An 18240-nucleotide genomic window follows, 5' to 3' on the forward strand; every position below is an offset into this window, starting at 1 on the left:
GACAGTGCGCCCGGCGGTGATGAACTACCTGGTCAATCTGGACTGAGGCGGGACGCCTGGGCACTGCGAGCGCAGTCCAAGGCGCCGCCTGAAATACAGGCGATTTTTATTGGAGCTGCAGGCGTCGGCAGTGAGCACGGTTGTGAATGCAGTAGTAATCGCGACCGGCGCGGGCCATATCTGCCGCATTTCTGCTGATCACAGCGGCGCCCGCGTTCCAGTTTGCCTTTCCATGAGCCTATAGGAAGGCCGGTGTCGGGCAGGCTGAAGGTCAGGAGCGCCGGCTCGTTCGGGGGGCAGCGTGTCAGGGGGCCACGTGTCCGGGCAAGCGTTTCGGGTCCCGCCTTGTTCCGATGACAGTCTGCGTGAGTTATGTTGTTCTCTGTTGGCGCTTGTTCAGACTGCCGCGGGTCATGCTCAGCTTACAGGTGCCTGGATCTGTTTCAGCAACGTGTCATAGTCGCTGTCACTGTCCTCGGCCAGCCGGCGCAGGCCAAAGGACACATGCGCCACATTGCGGTAGTAGCGCGCATAGGTGAAATTGGTCGCCGCGCCCGCCGCCGCGCCCAGCACCGGCACCGCCTGAGCAGCAAGCTTTTTGCCCAGCACCACCGAAAGGCGCGGTGCCACTTTGGCAATCACCCCCTGCACCGTGGCGCCCGACAGCGTCATACGCGCCGCCAGAAAACCGGCCTGGTCCAGCGGCCGGTCACAGAGCGGCCCGGTGGCGGCCAGCACATGCAGGCAGGCGAGGCGCGTCTGTTTTTCTTGTGGATCAAAGCCATAGCGCCCGGCCACATCCTGGACATTGCGCAGCAAAAGCGTGGTGGTCACCGGCAGTTCCGCCAGCGCTGTGCCGAGACCGCCAAGCCCGCCTGCCATGCCCATGCCTGTGGTCAGGGCGGTGTGCATCCAGTCCGGCGCCCCTGCCCCCAGCCCGTGTTTGCGGCTTTGGAACGCAAGATCATAGCTGAACATCAGGGCGCGGGCAGTGGCCTGTTCCAGCACATCCCTTGTGCTGCGTGGCAACCGCGCCAGCAGGCTGTCAGCCTGGCCGCCTATCGCCGCCAACAGCTTCACCCCCACCGTTTCAGACGCCCGCAAACGGGCACGCAGCTCGTCCAGCGTCGCGGTGGTGGGCGCGTGCAGCAGCACATGCCCGTCATCAGTGGCAAGATCCGGAGCTTCTGTCATGCATTAAAGATGGCAGTTGCGCGCGGTGGTTTCAAGTTTGGCTGTCTTTGCTGGCGGAGGCTGCGACGGCCCGCGTCAGATCTGCGGTGGTGGCAGCCCGCGTCTGGCGTCTCCTCGCAGCCGTTTCGTGCCCGGCGTCCGGTGACTGGCGTCCTGTGTCCGGCGTCCGGTGTCCGGCACGGTGCCCTGCCCTCTCTGACTGACGCCCCGCGTCCTGCGCCCCGTATCATACGTCCCGTGTCTGGCGCTACCCCGGCGTCTCGTGCCCGGCGTGGTGTCCCTTACCTGCTGTCGGCATGGTCCCCCGCGCCTCATGCGCCAACGCGCTCCCCTCTGGGCCTCCTGTACAGCGTGGTGCCCTGTGCCGTCTGTCCGGCGTGGTGTCGGGCGTCTCGTGCTCCGGCGCCGTGCCATGTGCTGCCATTCCGGCGCGGTGTCCGGCGTCTCGGGCCCCGGCGTGGTGTCTGAAATATCGTGCACCAGAGCAGCGTCAGCCGCCTGTGTCTGCCTGCCCGCTCTCGGCGGCCCGTGCACAGCGTCTGGTATCCGGTGCCAGATTTCTGGTGTCAGCTGGCGGGTGTCCGATAGTCGGGGCTAACGATCCGGCATCAGCGGTCCGGCGGCAGCGTCCGGCCCAGCGAACTGGTCACGGTGCCGCAGAGGCCAAGCCAGCCATCGTCCACCAGATTAAGCCCCAGCACCCGGTCCGGGTTGGTGGGCGGCGGCATCTGCACCCCGTGCAGGCGCTGAAAACCAAAGCGGCGGTAATAGGGTTCATCCCCCACCAGCATCACCCGTTCCCAGCCCAGCTCGCGCGCCCGTTCCAGCGATTCCCGCATCACAAATCCGCCGAGGCCTTCGCCCTGGCGGGTGGGATGCACCGCCACCGGCCCCAGCAGCAAAACGCGCCGCGCGCCGATCAGCACCGGCCAGTAGCGGATTGCGGCACCCAGGATGCCGTCATCGTCCCGCGCCAGCACACACAGGGCAGAGACCGGGCTGACATCATCACGCAGACGATAGGAAGACAGCGCCTCGCGGCCCGGTGCAAAACACAGGTCGTAAAGCGCTTCGACTTCCCACCAGTCGTCCGAAATCTCTGTGCTGAGGTGCAACACCTGTCTGTCCCCTGTCGCAAAAGCTGGACACGCTGCTAACACGCCCCTAGGTCTTGAGCAATCACAAGAAAGTAGCTCAAATGTATTACCGACCTTCTGAAGGCCACGGCCTGCCACATGATCCGTTTTCTGCCATTGTCACGCCGCGCCCGATTGCATGGATTTCCAGCCGCGACAGCCAGGGGCGGGACAACCTGGCGCCCTATTCGTTTTTCAACGCGGTGGCCTATCACCCGCCCCAGGTGATGTTCGCCTCGACCTCCACCAAGCCGGACCGCGACATCAGCAAGGACACGGTGAGCAATATCAATGAGACCGGTGTCTTCTGCATCAACATCGTTGAATACGCCATGCGCGATGTGATGAACCTGAGCTCCGGTGGCTATCCGGCCGATCAGGACGAATTTGAACTGGCTGATATTGCGCGCGCTGAATGTGACAGTATCGCCTGCTCACGCGTGGCGCTTGCGCCGGCGTCACTGGAATGCCGTATGAGCAGTATTGTGCGGCTCGACGGCGAACACAATTACGTGGTGTTCGGCGAGGTTATCGGCGTGCATCTGCGTGACGACTGTCTGGTGGACGGGCGGTATGACGTCAGCACTTATCAGCCGCTGGCCCGGCTCGGCTATCGTGACTACACCAGCGTCAACGAAGTGTTTTCGCTCAAACGCCCCGGCGAATAGGCACCGCAGCTGGCGCTGACGACGGGCTCCGGAGAGGCGCTGCTGGCAAGTACTCAGGGCCGGGGCTGACGGACGGCAGTGAGCGCTGGAGCTGAAAGGTGGTGTCGAGGACTGGAGCCGGCGGATAGCTCTGGTGGCCGGAGTTGGCGGATGGCTCTGGCAGATGGGATTGGCGGATAGATCTGGCAACCGGAATTAGCGGCCAGGGTGGCAGGGGTGTGGCTCTGGCAGCAGGCTCTGGTGGCAGGCTCTGTTGGGCCGGATTCCAGACTGGTTTCAGAAGGTGTCGTCAGAGGCTGCCTCTGGCCGGCAGGTTTGGCGCACAGCACTGACACCCAACAGCCGGGGCTGACCAGAGACTGTCAGATACCGCGTGTACCTGCCGGCCCGTCAGCCCCGCCGACGGCGCAACAATCGCACCCGCTGCCACCGCCGGGGGGTGCTTGATGGCAACAGGCGCCAGGCTTGCACCGGCGTTTTTCTTTTGTTCTGGCAGTCCGTTGTCCTGCCATATTCCGCCCTGATGCATTTCAGATCTGCGCAGAAATACCCCGCTGGCCGCGTCATTGCCGACGGAAGGATGCCACCCCAGAAAAGTCAAAAAAACAGCGCCAGGGTTGCCCAGGCGCTGTTTTTTCATTCAGGCATGTCTGTAATCCGAGTTGTTCTGCTTTCAGCCCCGGACGGACGCGCCGTGAAAGGTCAGTCACTGCCCGGCCGAGCCGGGCGCGGCGAGCCAGGCCAAGGGGTATTCGACAGCGGCGAGCCAGCCCGATCTCCGGAACAGCCCATTTTTCGGTTTCCGGATCTGCCGGGATCAGTGACCGCCGCCCAGAATGCCAGTGCGCACGTGGTAATCGGTGGCGATCTGGTAATCGGGGTCATCATCACTGTCGACCATCAGTTGGCCCGCCTTGCTCAGCAACTGGTGACAGTCGCGGCTCAGGTGACGCAGCTGCACGGTTTTGCCCGCCGCCTGGTATTTCGCCGACAGCGACTCAATCGCCGTCAGTGCTGACTGATCCGCCACCCGGCTGCCGGCAAAATCCACCACAACTTTGGCCGGGTCACCTTTGATATCAAACAGATCCATGAAACCTTCGATCGAGCCAAAGAACAGCGGCCCTTCGATCTGGTAGACCTTGGAGCCGTCTTCCGCAATTTTGCTGGTGCCATGGATGCGGGTGGCGTTCTGCCAGGCATAGGCCAGCGCCGACACGATCACCCCGACCACCACCGCGATGGCAAGGTCTTCGGCCACGGTCACTGCGGTCACCAGCACGATCACCAGCGCATCCACCAGCGGGATCCGGGTCATGATCTTCAGCGAATTCCACGCGAATGTACCGATCACCACCATGAACATCACCCCGACCAACGCGGCCAGCGGGATCTGTTCAATCAGCGGCGAGGCCACCATGATAAAGGCCAGCAGGAACAGCGCCGCCGCAATACCGGCCAGGCGCGTGCGGCCGCCGGAGTTCACGTTGATCATCGACTGACCGATCATCGCACAACCGCCCATGCCACCAAAGAAACCGGTGACCGTATTGGCGATGCCCTGGGCGACACATTCCTGCGACGAGCCACCACGTTCGTCGGTGATCTCCCCGACCAGGTTCAGCGTCAGCAGGCTTTCGATCAGGCCGATAGCGGCGAGAATAAACGAATAGGGCAAGATAATCTGCAGGGTCTCAAGATTGAACGGCACCTGCGGGATGCTGAACTTTGGGAAGCCGCCTTCAATCGAGGCCATATCGCCGACCCGCGGCACATCAATGCCAAAGAAAATCACAATGCCAGCGGTGATCGCAATGCCTGCCAGCGGCGCCGGAATGGCCAGGGTGAGCTTGGGCAGGCCCCAGACGATCAGCATGGTCAGCCCGACCAGCCCCAGCATCGCAATCAACGGCAGGCCGGTCATCCAGACCAGATCGCCATCCGCCCCGGGCAGTTTGAATTGCGTCATCTGGGCGAGGAAAATCACAATCGCCAGCCCGTTGACAAAACCAAGCATCACCGGATGCGGCACCAGGCGGATGAACTTGCCCAGCTTAAACACCCCGGCGAGGATCTGAATGATGCCCATCAGCACCACCGTGGCGAACAGGTATTCCACCCCGTGCTGGGCGACCAGCGCCACCATCACCACGGCCAAAGCCCCGGTGGCCCCTGAAATCATCCCCGGACGGCCGCCAATCACTGCGGTGATCAGCCCGACGATAAAGGCGGCATAGAGCCCCACCAGCGGGTGCACCCCGGCGACAAAAGAGAAAGCCACCGCTTCGGGCACCAGCGCCAGCGCCACCGTCAGCCCGGACAGCACATCGGTTTTGGCCTGGGCCGGGGTCAGGCGATGCCCGGATTTGGGTTGGATAGAGAGCTTTTCCGCGAAGGACGCCAGCGTCGATTTCGTCACAGGATTTACCAGTACATTGGGGTGCGTTTGCCGCCTTCTAGCAGCGAAACGCAATTGTCAGAAGCGGGCGCCGCGCGCGGCCGCATGGCCGTTGCGCCACAGCAACACCCGCAGGACATCTGCGCTTATTATGCCATCTTTCGGCGCCCGCGCCAACGTGCCAGGCTGGCACCCAGACAACGGGGAGAAAATGATGGAAAGAGTGATCGGCGTGATTGGCGGCTCGGGCGTTTACGAGATCGACGGGTTGAAGGATGCGGCTTGGCAACAGGTGCACACGCCCTGGGGGACGCCGTCTGATGCGCTGCTCTGTGGAGAGCTCGACGGGGTGAAAATGGTGTTCCTGCCACGCCACGGCCGCGGCCATGTGCATACACCTTCCACCGTACCGTATCGGGCCAATATCGACGCGCTGAAACGGCTTGGCGTCACCGATGTGGTCTCGGTCTCGGCCTGCGGCTCGTTTCGGGAAGAGATGGCGCCGGGTGATTTTGTCATTGTCGATCAGTTCATTGACCGCACGGTCGCGCGGGACAATTCGTTTTTTGGCAGCGGCTGCGTGGCGCATGTGTCGCTGGCGCATCCGGTCTGTGCCACCCTGTCTGCCCTGTGCCTGCAGGCAGCACAGAACGAGGGGGTAACCGTGCATATGGGCGGCACTTACCTGGCGATGGAAGGGCCGCAGTTTTCCTGCATCGCCGAGAGCCGGATGTATCGCGACAGCTGGGGTTGTGATGTGATTGGCATGACCAATATGCCCGAGGCCAGGCTGATCCGCGAAGCCGAGATGTGTTATGCCAGCGTGGCGATGGTCACCGATTACGACAGCTGGCACCCGGAGCATGGCGCGGTGCAGATCAGCGATATCCTGAAAACGCTCGGTGGCAACTCTGCCAATGCCCGCGGTCTGGTGGCGCGGCTGCCGGCGCTTCTGGGCGCACAGCACGCGCCCTGCACCCAGGGCTGCGACCAGGCGCTGGAGCATGCGGTAATGACCGCGCCCGAAAAGCGCGATCCGGAGCTGCTGGCAAAGCTCGATGCGGTGGCCGGCCGGGTGCTCGGAGGCGTTTAAACGCGCACGACCTCTCCACCCGGCCCCTGTTGATCCCGGGAAACGCGCCCCAGCGTCGCTGGCAAAGCCTGGCGCTGTGGCCGGCCGGGTGCCCGGCAGGGTATTAACAGGCGCGCCGTTGACACCCGGCCCTGTTTTCTCTGACCGCCTACAGACGCTGTGGCATCGTCACGGTGGCCCGCTGCGGACGTCACTGCGCGTTGCGGCATCGTCACGGTGGGGAGTGTTGTGGGTGTCACAGCATGGGGCGCTGCAGGCGTCTCAGCGGGGGACACTGCGGACATCACCGTGAGCGTCACCTGATACGGTGCATCATTTTGGCGGCGCCCCCGTCCAGGCCGGGCGCCGGGCTGGACAATCGCGCCGCCAAAAGCCACAAGTTGCGCTGACATTCACCGTATTTCCGGGCCTTCCGGATATGACGCGCCGCCGTTAAGCGCAGCAAAGGAAAGACATGAGCAGCTCTGTCAAAGATTACATCCGCACCATCGTTGATTTCCCACATGAGGGCATTCTGTTCCGCGATGTCACCACCCTGTTTTCTGACGCGCGCGGATTTCGCATGGCGATCGACCAGATGCTGCTGCCCTATGCCGGCCAGCGCATTGACAAGGTGGTCGGGCTGGAAGCGCGCGGTTTCATCATGGGCGGCGCCATCGCCCATCAGCTCTCGGTCGGTTTTGTACCGGTGCGCAAAAAGGGCAAACTGCCCGGCGCGGTGATTTCGGAAGAATACCAGCTGGAATATGGCGCGGCGGTGATGGAGCTGCATGACGACGCCATCACTCCCGGCGAAAAGATCCTTGTGGTCGATGATCTGCTGGCCACCGGCGGCACTGCTGAGGCCGGCATCAAGCTGATTGAACGCCTCGGCGGCGAGATCGTCGCCTGTTCCTTTATCGTCGATCTGCCCGAGCTTGGCGGCCGCGCAAGGTTGGAAAAACTCGGCTACAATGTCGATGCGCTGTGTGATTTTGAGGGCAAATAGCGCCGCAGTGGCGCTGCTCGCGCTTGCACATTAACGACACTTACCGCTAAAGCGCCCCGCCGGACAGGCCGGGCGCTTTTTGTCAGTCCTGCGCCCGCAGCACTGCGCCCGGGTTCATGATGCCCTGGGGATCGAGCGCGGATTTGATCGCCCGCATGGCGCTAAGACGCGCCGGATCGCCATAGCGTTCGAGATCGGCAACCTTGAGCCGCCCCACGCCGTGTTCAGCCGAAAATGAGCCGTCATACTGCGCCACCAGATCATGTACCACCCGCTGCACCTCTGCGATCTTATCCGCATAATCCGCACGTGTTCTGCCGGCAGCCGGAAAGACATTGTAGTGCAGGTTGCCATCGCCAAGATGGCCGAAACAATTGACGCGGAAGTCATCCACTTGCTGCAGCAGTTTGATTCCGTGGGGAATAAACTCGGCCACCGCGCCCAGTGGCAGCGAAATATCATGCGAGGAGACCGAACCGACACGTTTGTTGGCCACCGGGATCATTTCGCGTACTTCCCAGATGCCATAACGCTGCGCCTCAGACTGCGACACCACCCCGTCCTGCACCAGGCCCGCCTCATAGCCCTGTTCAAACAGCGCGCTGAGCAGCGCTTCAGGGTCCTGGTCAGCACCGGTGCCCAGATCAATCATCACCGCCCAGTCCGGCCGCGCGGTAAGCGGCAGCCGTGTGTCGGGGCAATGTCGCGCAACAAAGTCGAGCCCCACACCTGAGATCAACTCGAAGATCGAAACCGTCTCGCCACAGAGTCCGCGGGCCATGGACAAAAGCGACAATGCCGCCGCCGGGTCGCTGACCTGCATCATCGCAGCGGCACGGCGCGCGGGCCGCGGATAAAGTCGCAGGCTGGCGGCGGTGATAATGCCCAGGGTACCTTCAGCGCCGATCAGCAGGTTGCGCAGGTCATAACCGGTGTTGTCCTTGCGCAGCCGTCTCAGCCCGTTCCAGACGGAACCGTCCGGCAGCACCGCTTCCAGCCCGAGGCAGAGCTCACGCGCATTGCCATAACGCAGTACATTCAGGCCGCCGGCATTGGTCGACAGGTTGCCACCGATGCGACAGGAGCCCTCGGCCCCCAGTGACAGCGGGAACAGCCGCTCCGCGTCCAATGCGGCCTGCTGCACATTGGCCAGCACCGCGCCGGCCTCGGCCACCAGCACGTTTTCCTCGGGATACACCGCGCGGATCCGGGTCATTCGTTCCAGCGACAGCAGCACCGGCGCCGGTCCGGTCTCCATCACCTGCCCCAGCACCAGACCAGTACCGCCACCCAGCGGCACGATGCCGGTGCGGGTCTCAGCGCAGAGGCGCACGATACTGGCCACTTCGTCCGTGTTGCCAGGCGCAAGTACAACGCCGGCCTGACCGGTGACACGGCCACGTGGTTCCTCAAAATAATGCGGATCCGGGTCGCGGAACGTGGCGGCGGGCAGGATGGATTTCAGCCGGGAGATCAGCGCGTCGGTCACGGGGTTCAGTGTCATATCAGGTCTCTCCTGGCAGCGGGCGGCGCGGCAATAATCAGGCCTGGCCGACTTCGGTTTTGCCACGCCGGTCACTGCGCAGATTGGCGTAGAGCACGTGATTGCGCCAGCGGCCGTTGATTTGCAGATAGCTTTGCGCAACGCCTTCATATTTGAAACCTGATTTTTCCAGCACACCGCGCGAGGGGGTGTTTTCCGGCAGGCAGGCGGCCTCAAGCCGCGAGAGGTCGAGCTGGTGAAACGCATGATGCACCACCGCTTGAATCGCTTCGCGCATAAAACCCTGACGCGCAAAAGGGGCGCCGACCCAATAGCCGAGCGTGCCGGCCTGGGCCGGGCCACGGCGGATATTGTCCAGCGTGATCGCCCCCAGCAGCGCATTGTCAGTGCGCCGGATCAGCATCAGCGGCAGCGCCGTACCACCCGATACCGAACGCTGGGCCCAATAGACCCGGTTGGCAAAACTTTTGCGGTCGAAATGGTCCCGGGCCCAGGTTGGCTCCCAGGGCGCCAGGAAGGTTTCAGAGTGGCGGCGCAGCGCCGCCCATTGTTTGAAGTCGCCATGCACCGGCAGCCGCAAAGTCATGCGTTCAGATTCGATCCGGACTTTGTGGCGCCGTGACAGTATCAAGCCAGCAGCCTCTGGCGCAGGTCCTGCAGTGTCGGGGCTTTGTCCACCGGGCCATAGAGCGCCAGCGCCGAATTGGCCTGGCACATACGGGCGGCAAATTCGCGCACGTCAGCGGTGCTGACCGATTCAAAACGCTGCACAGTTTCCGCCAGCGGCGGCACCCGGTTCCAGATCGCCACCATGCGCGACAGGCGCTCGGCGCGCGCACCCGGGCTTTCCAGCCCCATCAGCAGCCCGGCTTTCATCTGCGTCCGGGCGCGCGCCACCTCGGCCTCAGACATATCGTCCGCGGCGCGTTTCAGCTCGTCCATTGTCAGGGTGGCGAGGCTTTCGATTTCGTCGCCCGACGTGCCGGCATAGATCGTCATGCCGCCGGTATCGGAATAGGCGCCGGCCTGGGAATAGATGGTGTAACAGAGGCCGCGTTTCTCGCGGATTTCCTGAAACAGGCGGGAGGACATGCCGCCGCCAAAGGCCGTGGCGAAGATCTGCGCGGTGTAGATAGACTCATCGCGGTAGCTCGGGCCTTCCAGCGACAGCGCGAAATGCGCCTGCTCGAGGTTTTTCACTTCGCGGTGTTCACCACAGGTAAACGTCGCCCCATCGGGGTTTTCATCCGTCACCGGTTTCAGATGGCCAAACAGCCGTTCGGCGTCGGCCACGATCGCATCGTGATCCACCCCGCCTGCGGCGGCCAGGATCATGCGGTTCGGCCCGTAATGCTGTGCCACAAACGTTGAAAGGTCTTTGCGGGAAAAGCTGCTGACGCGTTCTTCGGGGCCCAAAATGGTGCGGCCGATGGCCTGGCCCGGATAAGAGGCTTCTTGCAGCCAGTCAAAGATCACATCATCCGGCGTGTCCAGCGACTGGCCGATTTCCTGCAGTATCACACCGCGTTCGATCTCGATCTCTTCGGGATCAAACACCGGGTTCAGCAGGATATCGGCAATCACGTCCAGGCCAAGTGCGACGTCCTGGGACAGCACCCGGGCGTAGTAGGCGGTCATCTCGCGGCTGGTATAGGCGTTGATATAACCACCAACGTCCTCAATGGCCTCGGCAATCTGCAGCGCCGAGCGCCGTTTGGTGCCTTTGAACGCCATATGTTCAAGGAAATGCGCGATGCCGTTCTGGGGCAGTGTCTCGTGACGGCCACCGGCCTGGACCCAGACGCCGATCGAGGCGCTTTCCAGCCCCGGCATATGTTCAGTGACGATGCGGAACCCGTTAGAGAGGGTGTGGAATTCGACGTTCAACGGGCAATCCGTTCTTTGATCAGGGCCTGCAGCGCCCCCAGGTCGTTCTTGACCCGGGTGACCCGCTCAGGGCGTTCAAACAAGTCGGCCATATGTGGCGGCAAGGCGGGGCGGATGCCGGAAGCGGCTTCCACGGCGTCGGGGAATTTCGCCGGGTGGGCGGTGGCGAGGGTGACCATCACGGTCTCAGTGAGGTTTTCCTGCGCCACTTTCACCGCCACAGCGGAATGGGGGCAAAGCAGTTCGCCGGAACGCGCACGCATGTCTTTGATGGTGGCGCTGGTTTCTTCTTCTGAGGCACGGCCGGAGTCAAACTGGTCCCGCAGCGCTTCAATCGCGCCCTGGGAGATGGTGAAGCCGCCCTCATCAAGCTCGCTCATCAGCGCCGACACCGCAGCACCGTCGCGCCCGTAGGCGTCAAACAGCGCGCGTTCAAAGTTGGAAGAGACCTGGATGTCCATCGACGGGCTGATCGACGGGGTCACCCCGTGTTTGGTATGTTCGCCGCTTGCGATGGCGCGGTGCAGAATGTCGTTCTGATTGGTGGCCACCACCAGGCGGTCAATCGGCAGGCCCATCTTTTTGGCGAGATAACCGGCAAAGATGTCACCAAAATTGCCGGTGGGCACGGTGAAGGAGACGTTGCGGTCCGGCGCGCCGACAGACACGGCGGAGGAGAAATAATACACCACCTGGGCCAGCACCCGGGCGAAGTTGATCGAATTGACCCCGGCGAGTTTCACCTCGTCGCGGAAATCAAAATCGTTGAACATGTCTTTCAGCGCCGCCTGGCAGTCGTCGAAATCACCGTCCACCGCGAGGGCGTGAATGTTGCTCTCAGGCGGGGTGGTCATCTGGCGTCGCTGCACTTCTGAAACACGGCCGTGCGGGAACAGGATCACCACGTCGACATTGTCGAGCCCCTTAAAGGCTTCAATCGCGGCAGAGCCGGTATCACCCGAGGTGGCACCCACGATGGTCACCCGCTCACCGCGCCGCGCCAGCACCGCCTGGAACAGCTGGCCAATCAGCTGCATGGCGAAGTCTTTGAACGCCAGGGTCGGGCCGTGGAACAGTTCCAGCAGGAAGTGATTGGGGGCCAGCTGCACCAGCGGCGCGCGCGCGTCGTGATTAAAGCCGGCATAGGCGCGGGCAATCAGGCTGCGGAACTCGTCATCGCTGAAGGTGTCGCCGACAAAGGGGCGCATCACGGTAAAGGCGATTTCCTCGTAGGATTTGCCCGCCAGCGCCCGGATTTCATCCGCGCTCAGGCTGGGGATCTCTTCCGGCACATAGAGCCCGCCGTCGCGCGCAAGCCCGGTCAGCATGGTCTCTTCAAAGTTCAGTGCCGGCGCCTGGCCGCGGGTCGAAATATATCGCATGTCAGTGTCCTGAAAAGTTCAGATGGTCCTGCGTCTGATACGCCACAGAAGATAGCCTGTCATCACTAACCATACAAAAGCCAGCGAATACCAGGTGAATGCATAAGCCACGTGGTTGTTGGTGATGGTGCTGCTGTCCACGGGCCAGGGGGTGATGCCCTGCCCGGCGTCCTGGCGCGCGATGATCAGCACCGGCTCAGTGCCGAGCGCGGCCGCCATGGTCGGGACATCGCGGGTAAACCAGATATTGCGGCCCAGGTCCGGATCCGGCGTGGAGGAGTTCAGATCGTCGGGCCAGTAGAGATTGCCCTCGACGTCGAGTTCAAGCTGCGGGCGCGGCGCGTCTTTGGCACTCGCCGGCAGAAAACCCCGGTCCAGCATGATGGTGCGGCTGGCAGTGGGGCTTCCGGGGGCGCTTTGCACCGTGAACGGGGTGATCACCCGGTAACCGGTGCCGGTCTCCTGGCTGCTGGTCAGCATGTGCAATTCGCGGCTGCCGGTGGTGCCGGTGGCGGTGACCGGCATGTATTTCATATCCGGTGTGATCTGGTCGGGCAGCGGCACGGTGGGGGCCACAATTTCGCGGTCGATTTCGGCGATGATGTTGTTTTTCCACACCATGCGCCGGGTCTGCCAATTGCCCAGCATCAGCAGCACCGCGATACCGGCAATGCCAAAAATCAGCGGGAAAATCATGCGTCGGGTCATCAGGCGTCCTCACCATGGAAAAAGGCGCGCAGGATGTCTCCCGCGCGCCTTTCTTTGTTCATATCAATGCAGCAGGTGCAACCGGATTAGCCACCGCCCCAGATGTAAACGGCGAGAAACAGGAACAGCCAGACCACATCCACAAAGTGCCAGTACCAGGCTGCGGCTTCAAAACCGATGTGATGTTCAGGGGTAAAGCTGCCGCGGATCGCCCGGATCATACAGACACCGAGGAAGATGGTGCCGATGATGACGTGGAAACCATGGAAACCTGTCGCCATGAAGAACACAGCGCCGTAGATGTTGCCGGAGAGGCCAAAGCTGGCTTCGGCATATTCATAGCCCTGGAAGAAGGTGAACAGCAGGCCGAGGAACACCGCAATGCCCAGGCCGGTGATCATATCTTTGCGGTTGTTTTCATGGGCAATCGCGTGGTGCGCCCAGGTGGCCGCAGCGCCGGAACACAGCAGGATCAGCGTGTTGATCAGCGGCAGGTGCCAGGGGTTGAAGGTCTCAATGCCTGCGGGTGGCCAGATGCCGTCAATCCGCGGCGAGTCCGGGCCCATCGGATAGAGCGCATTTTTGAAGAACGCCCAGAACCAGGCCACAAAGAACATCACTTCGGACATGATGAACAATACCACGCCGTAGCGCAGGCCGATTTTGACAACCGGTGTGTGATCGCCCTGATTGGCTTCGACAATAACGTCAGACCACCATGCGTAGCTCACGTAGAGCACGACTGCGAGGCCGCCGAAGAACATGAAGGCAGTAATGCCCTGCATCCACAGCACTGCGCCAAACAGCATGATGAAGGCGCCGAGCGCGCCCATGAAAGGCCAGACCGAAGGGGTCAGAATGTGATAGTCGTGATTTTTTTCGTGCGCCATGTTGGTTTCCCCGAGTCTGGGTCTTTAGTTGGACCGGTTCAGAAGATCTTGCGACAGGTTTGCCGTTTCTTCTGAGGGAAGGTCGGTTTCGTAGAAGGTGTAAGACAGCGTGATGTGTTTTACAAATTTAGCGTCGCGGTCCTGGGTGATTTCAGGATCCACGTAGAAGGTCACCGGCATCTGCACCCGTTCACCCGGTTGCAGCACCTGTTCGGTGAAGCAGAAACAGTCGATCTTGGTGAAAAATCCACCGGCATCATAGGGGGCGACATTATAGCTGGCAGTGCCGGCAATCACCCGGTCGGTCGGATTGTAGGCCTCGTAGAACGCCAGGCCGGTCTCGCCGATGCGCAGCTCCATTTCGCGCACCATGGGTTTAAATTCCCACAGCATATCGCGGTCAAGCGTCGCATCAAAACGTATCGTGATGGTCTGGTCCAGGATCACGTCTGAACCGGTCGCCGACACGCTGGTGGTGCCGCCAAAACCGGTGACTTTGCAGAACCAGTTGTAAAACGGCACCGACGCCCAGGCCAGGCCGCCCATCAGGACAACCACACCGGCAGCCATGGCCGCGGTTTTGTGTGTCCTTTGAAGCGTCACTGGCTGGTCTCGTTCTGCGCGGTGACTTCATTCATCAGCGGCGAGACTTTGGCGATCGTCAGGCCAAAGACCAGCGTCACAAACAGAATCAACACGCCACCAAGGCCAATGTTGCGGCTTTTGCGCCGTTTGTGCATTTCATGTTCGCGTACCAGTGACATATCACCAGCCTCCAAGCCCGAAGGGCAGTAGTGCTTCCACCATAAGTGCACCGAAATGCAGGAACAGGTAAGCAAGTGACAATTTAAAGAAAGAGCGTTCGACTTTGTATTCATCGTCGAGCGACGTGTCTTCTTTGCGTTTCCAGATCGTCCAGGCGCCTTTGATAAACAGCGCGTTCATCACCACGGCCACCGCCAGATAGATGGGACCACCGATGGAAGTAAAGCCCAGCCCGATGGCAAATGGCGCAAGCAGCAGCGTATAGGCAAAAATGTGGTTGCGGGTGACACGGCGGCCATGGGTCGCGGTCAGCATCGGCACGCCGGCTTCATCGTAATCCGATTTCATAAACAGGCAGAGCGCCCAGAAATGCGGCGGCGTCCACATGAAGATCACGGCGAACATCAGCACCGATTCCATCGCGATGCCGCCGGTGGCCGCGGCCCAGCCGATCATCGGAGGGAACGCGCCGGAGGCGCCGCCGATGACGATGTTCTGCGGTGTCCAGCGTTTCAGCCACATGGTGTAGACCACCGCGTAGAAGAAGATGGTAAAGGCGAGAAACGCGCCAGCGACAATATTGGTGGCCAGTGCCAGCATCACCACCGAAATACCCGAAAGTGCGACACCAAGGTTGCGCGCTTCAATGGCGGGAATTTTACCGGCAGGGATCGGGCGGGTTTTGGTGCGTTTCATCACCGTATCGATATCGGCGTCCCACCACATGTTCAGCGCGCCCGAGGCGCCGCCGCCGATGGCGATGAACAGAATGGCAGTGAAGGCAACAAACGGATTGACCGAAACCGGTGCCACGATAAGCCCGACCATGGCGGTGAACACAACCAGAGACATAACACGCGGCTTCAACAAGGAGAAATAATCCCCAAAGCTCGCTTCGTCTTCATATTGATTTGCAGAGAAATCTGTCATGTTGCAACCTTTTGTCAGGGGTTTGGCAGGGTTAGGTCGGGGCAGCAGGGGCCGGATCACCAGCCCCCACCCTGTATCTTGAGCGGCGGGCTTATTCAGCCGACGCCAGTTTTACGTTTTGCGACGCAGCCGGCAGACCGGCAAACTCTTCAATCGCGCCTTTGAGCCAGGCGTCATAGGCCTCCTGAGACACTACTTTCACGGTGATCGGCATATAGGAGTGGTCTTTGCCGCAGAGCTCGGAACACTGACCGAAATAAACACCTTCTTTGTCAGCACGGAACCACAGCTCAGCGAGACGGCCGGGAACGCCATCCTGTTTCACGCCCAGCGCAGGCACAGCCCAGGCGTGGATCACATCAGCCGCGGTCACCTGAACAACAACGGTTTTGTTCACTGGCACCACAACGGCAGTGTCGGTCGCCAGCAGGTATTCGGACTGGTCATATCCGGCCGCTTCCAGATCTTCGCGCGCCAGCATGTAGCTGGAGAAGCCAAATTCAGAATCGGGGTATTCATAATCCCAGTACCACTGGTTGCCGACGGCTTTGATGGTCAGGTCAGCTTTGGGGATTTCCTGCGAATAGAACAGCACTGGCAGCGAGAAAGCGCCAATCACCACCAGAACCAGGATCGGGATGATGGTCCAGGCAATTTCCAGCACCGAGTGATGGGTAAAAGTCGCCGGTGTCGGGTTTTTGCGGCGGTTGTAACGCATCATGATATAGATCATCAGCCCGGTGACAAAGACCACGATGGCAGCGCTGACGACCAGCAGCAACCAGTCAAGACTTTGCAGCTGGCGGGCAATATTTGAGCCGGCGGGCTGAAAGCCTGTGCCCCGTGGTGTCGGCGCGCCGACGATTTCCAGACCGTCAAGCGCGGCCTGTGCATTGGCAACACCGCTGAGGGTGGTAGCGAGTGTTGCGGCCATCAGGCCCTTAAAAAAGGTCGTTGTGCGCATAGTAATTCCTGTTTTCACTGACGGTAGCGAGAGACCGTTCCGCCGGAAGTCTGCCGATTTGGCAGGAAACCCGTTGTGTCCTGTTCGTTTGAAACCATATTAGTCCCAACGGGACAAGTTGTGTGATGCGTCATACAGCCTCTTTTTTGATCCAGATCAAGTCCCGAAGGAGATAAAAAATGAAGACAGACACGTTTCGCCCCTTTAATACCACTCTTGAGCAGGAGCAGACACTTAAAATCCTGCGTGAGACTGTCGCAGGTGCTGATGATGGCGAGTTATTTCTGGAACGCAGATGTTCAGAAGCGGTGGTTTTTGATGACGGCCGGGTGAAAACCGCCAGTTATGACGCCTCGGAAGGTTTCGGCCTGCGGGCGGTCTGCGGTGAGACCACCGGCTATGCCCATTCCACTGAGATCAGCGAATCGGCGATTCGACGCGCTTCGGAGACCGCGCGGCTGGCAGTGGGCGATGGCGGTGGCACCCTGGCCGAAGCGCCGCGCGCCACCAACACCAGGCTTTACACCGATAAAAACCCGGTGGCCGGCACTGAATTTACCGTCAAGATCGACACCCTGGCTGAGATCGACGCCTTTGCCCGCGCACTTGATCCGCGGGTGGTGCAGGTCTCGGCGACGCTGGCCGCCTCGATCCAGGAAGTGTTCATCCTGCGCCCGGAAGGCACGTTGATTTCCGACACGCGGCCGATGACGCGACTGAATGTCTCGGTGATTGTCGAAGAAAACGGCCGCCGTGAATCCGGTGGCCATGGCGGCGGTGGCCGTACGCTGCTCAGCGGGCTGATCGCGCCGGAGCACTGGCAGTCGGTGGCGCGCGAAGCGCTGCGCATTGCGCTGGTGAACCTGGAAGCGGTGCCGGCACCGGCGGGGCAGATGGATGTGGTGCTGGGGGCGGGCTGGCCCGGCATTCTGCTGCACGAGGCGGTGGGTCACGGGCTGGAGGGGGACTTCAACCGCAAAGGCACCTCGGCTTTTGCCGGGCTGATGGGCAAACAGGTCGCGGCCAAAGGTGTCACCATTCTGGACGACGGCACCATTCCGGACCGGCGCGGATCGATCTCGGTCGATGATGAGGGCACGCCTTCGGGCAAAAACACCCTGATCGAGGATGGGGTGCTGGTGGGCTATATGCAGGACCGGCAGAACGCCCGTCTGATGGGGGTCAAAGCCACCGGCAACGGCAGGCGTGAGAGCTATGCCCATGCGCCGATGCCGCGGATGACCAATACCTATATGCTCGGAGGCGACACCGCGCCGGAAGACATCGTGGCCGGGTTGAAAGACGGCATTTACGCGGTGGGCTTTGGCGGTGGTCAGGTCGATATCACCAATGGCAAGTTCGTGTTTTCCTGCACCGAAGCCTACCTGGTCAAAGACGGTAAGGTTGGCGCGCCAGTCAAAGGCGCCACGCTGATCGGCGATGGCGCCACCGCGATGAACCAGATCCGCGCCATCGGCAATGATATGGCGCTTGATCCCGGGGTCGGAAATTGCGGCAAAGCCGGGCAATGGGTGCCGGTGGGAGTCGGCCAACCCACTCTCATGATCGGCGGATTGACCATCGGAGGCTCTGCAACCTGAAGATGAGCGTCCGCTGCCGTATTTTATTTATCGTTGTGCGGCAGCGGCTTACGATTTATTGCGAAAATTATATCACATAGATGCCATTTCATTTACGAGTCGTTAACCAACCTGGGGCACATTAAATTCAGC

At 61.3% G+C, this 18240-nt stretch carries 17 protein-coding genes; 4 read left to right on the top strand and 13 right to left on the bottom strand.

Features of this window, described 5'->3' with window-relative positions:
- Window positions 1–417: 417 nt before the first annotated feature.
- Together DWA01_RS16745 and DWA01_RS16750 are read right to left on the bottom strand one after the other, a co-directional pair.
- The gene (locus tag DWA01_RS16745) at window positions 418–1194 is read right to left on the bottom strand and encodes an EcsC family protein (RefSeq protein WP_114286956.1); all 777 of its coding nucleotides are present in this window, start codon (window positions 1192–1194) and stop codon (window positions 418–420) included.
- A 608-nt stretch (window positions 1195–1802) separates the two neighbouring features.
- On the bottom strand, window positions 1803–2312 hold the full coding sequence (locus DWA01_RS16750) for a GNAT family N-acetyltransferase (RefSeq protein WP_114286957.1): 510 nt from the start codon (window positions 2310–2312) through the stop codon (window positions 1803–1805).
- A gap of 80 nt (window positions 2313–2392) precedes the next feature.
- Here DWA01_RS16750 and DWA01_RS16755 point away from each other — a divergent pair, with 80 nt between their 5' ends.
- Entirely contained in the window at window positions 2393–2998 is a 606-nt protein-coding gene (locus DWA01_RS16755) for a flavin reductase family protein (RefSeq protein ID WP_114286958.1), read from the top strand.
- An 817-nt stretch (window positions 2999–3815) separates the two neighbouring features.
- On the opposite strand, the gene DWA01_RS16765 is transcribed toward DWA01_RS16755, so the two are convergent.
- On the bottom strand, window positions 3816–5417 hold the full coding sequence (locus DWA01_RS16765) for a SulP family inorganic anion transporter (protein WP_114286960.1): 1602 nt from the start codon (window positions 5415–5417) through the stop codon (window positions 3816–3818).
- A 193-nt stretch (window positions 5418–5610) separates the two neighbouring features.
- Between DWA01_RS16765 and DWA01_RS16770 the strand changes: the two genes are divergently transcribed.
- The gene (locus DWA01_RS16770) at window positions 5611–6489 is read left to right on the top strand and encodes an S-methyl-5'-thioadenosine phosphorylase (protein ID WP_114286970.1); all 879 of its coding nucleotides are present in this window, start codon (window positions 5611–5613) and stop codon (window positions 6487–6489) included.
- Between the two features lie 454 nt (window positions 6490–6943).
- Complete coding sequence (locus DWA01_RS16775) at window positions 6944–7477, top strand: adenine phosphoribosyltransferase (RefSeq protein ID WP_114286961.1); 534 nt, start codon at window positions 6944–6946, stop codon at window positions 7475–7477.
- An 82-nt stretch (window positions 7478–7559) separates the two neighbouring features.
- On the opposite strand, the gene DWA01_RS16780 is transcribed toward DWA01_RS16775, so the two are convergent.
- The 10 genes from DWA01_RS16780 to coxB form a co-directional block, all read right to left on the bottom strand.
- A complete protein-coding gene (locus tag DWA01_RS16780; protein WP_114286962.1) occupies window positions 7560–8981 on the bottom strand; it encodes an FAD-binding oxidoreductase in 1422 nt (473 codons plus the stop codon).
- 37 nt (window positions 8982–9018) lie between these two features.
- Window positions 9019–9609 carry a GNAT family N-acetyltransferase gene (locus tag DWA01_RS16785; RefSeq protein ID WP_114286971.1) on the bottom strand — a complete coding sequence of 197 codons (591 nt, stop codon included), beginning with the start codon at window positions 9607–9609 and terminating at the stop codon, window positions 9019–9021.
- Window positions 9609–10868 (bottom strand): M16 family metallopeptidase, encoded by a 1260-nt coding sequence (locus DWA01_RS16790; RefSeq protein WP_114286963.1) that lies wholly within the window; start codon window positions 10866–10868, stop codon window positions 9609–9611. Before DWA01_RS16790 ends, DWA01_RS16785 begins: the two co-directional genes overlap by 1 nt.
- On the bottom strand, window positions 10865–12250 hold the full coding sequence (gene thrC, locus DWA01_RS16795; protein ID WP_114286964.1) for a threonine synthase: 1386 nt from the start codon (window positions 12248–12250) through the stop codon (window positions 10865–10867). Before thrC ends, DWA01_RS16790 begins: the two co-directional genes overlap by 4 nt.
- 18 nt (window positions 12251–12268) lie before the next feature.
- Window positions 12269–12958, bottom strand: a complete 690-nt coding sequence (locus tag DWA01_RS16800) for an SURF1 family protein (RefSeq protein WP_114286965.1) — start codon at window positions 12956–12958, stop codon at window positions 12269–12271.
- An 86-nt stretch (window positions 12959–13044) separates the two neighbouring features.
- Complete coding sequence (locus DWA01_RS16805; RefSeq protein ID WP_114286966.1) at window positions 13045–13848, bottom strand: cytochrome c oxidase subunit 3; 804 nt, start codon at window positions 13846–13848, stop codon at window positions 13045–13047.
- Between the two features lie 24 nt (window positions 13849–13872).
- Complete coding sequence (locus tag DWA01_RS16810) at window positions 13873–14451, bottom strand: cytochrome c oxidase assembly protein (protein WP_268807748.1); 579 nt, start codon at window positions 14449–14451, stop codon at window positions 13873–13875.
- Window positions 14448–14612 carry a hypothetical protein gene (locus DWA01_RS23335; RefSeq protein WP_200832605.1) on the bottom strand — a complete coding sequence of 55 codons (165 nt, stop codon included), beginning with the start codon at window positions 14610–14612 and terminating at the stop codon, window positions 14448–14450. The genes DWA01_RS16810 and DWA01_RS23335 overlap by 4 nt, the downstream gene beginning before the upstream one ends.
- Window position 14613: 1 nt before the next feature.
- A complete protein-coding gene (cyoE, locus tag DWA01_RS16815) occupies window positions 14614–15543 on the bottom strand; it encodes a heme o synthase (RefSeq protein ID WP_114286968.1) in 930 nt (309 codons plus the stop codon).
- 91 nt (window positions 15544–15634) lie between these two features.
- Window positions 15635–16507: a cytochrome c oxidase subunit II gene (gene coxB / locus DWA01_RS16820; protein WP_419187017.1), complete on the bottom strand. Its 873-nt coding sequence runs from the start codon at window positions 16505–16507 to the stop codon at window positions 15635–15637.
- A gap of 179 nt (window positions 16508–16686) precedes the next feature.
- Between coxB and tldD the strand changes: the two genes are divergently transcribed.
- Window positions 16687–18108: a metalloprotease TldD gene (gene tldD / locus DWA01_RS16825; protein ID WP_114286969.1), complete on the top strand. Its 1422-nt coding sequence runs from the start codon at window positions 16687–16689 to the stop codon at window positions 18106–18108.
- The last annotated feature ends 132 nt before the right edge of the window (window positions 18109–18240 follow it).

Origin of the sequence: Candidatus Halocynthiibacter alkanivorans (assembly GCF_003333265.1) — a bacterium.
Classification (GTDB): domain Bacteria; phylum Pseudomonadota; class Alphaproteobacteria; order Rhodobacterales; family Rhodobacteraceae; genus Halocyntiibacter_A; species Halocyntiibacter_A alkanivorans.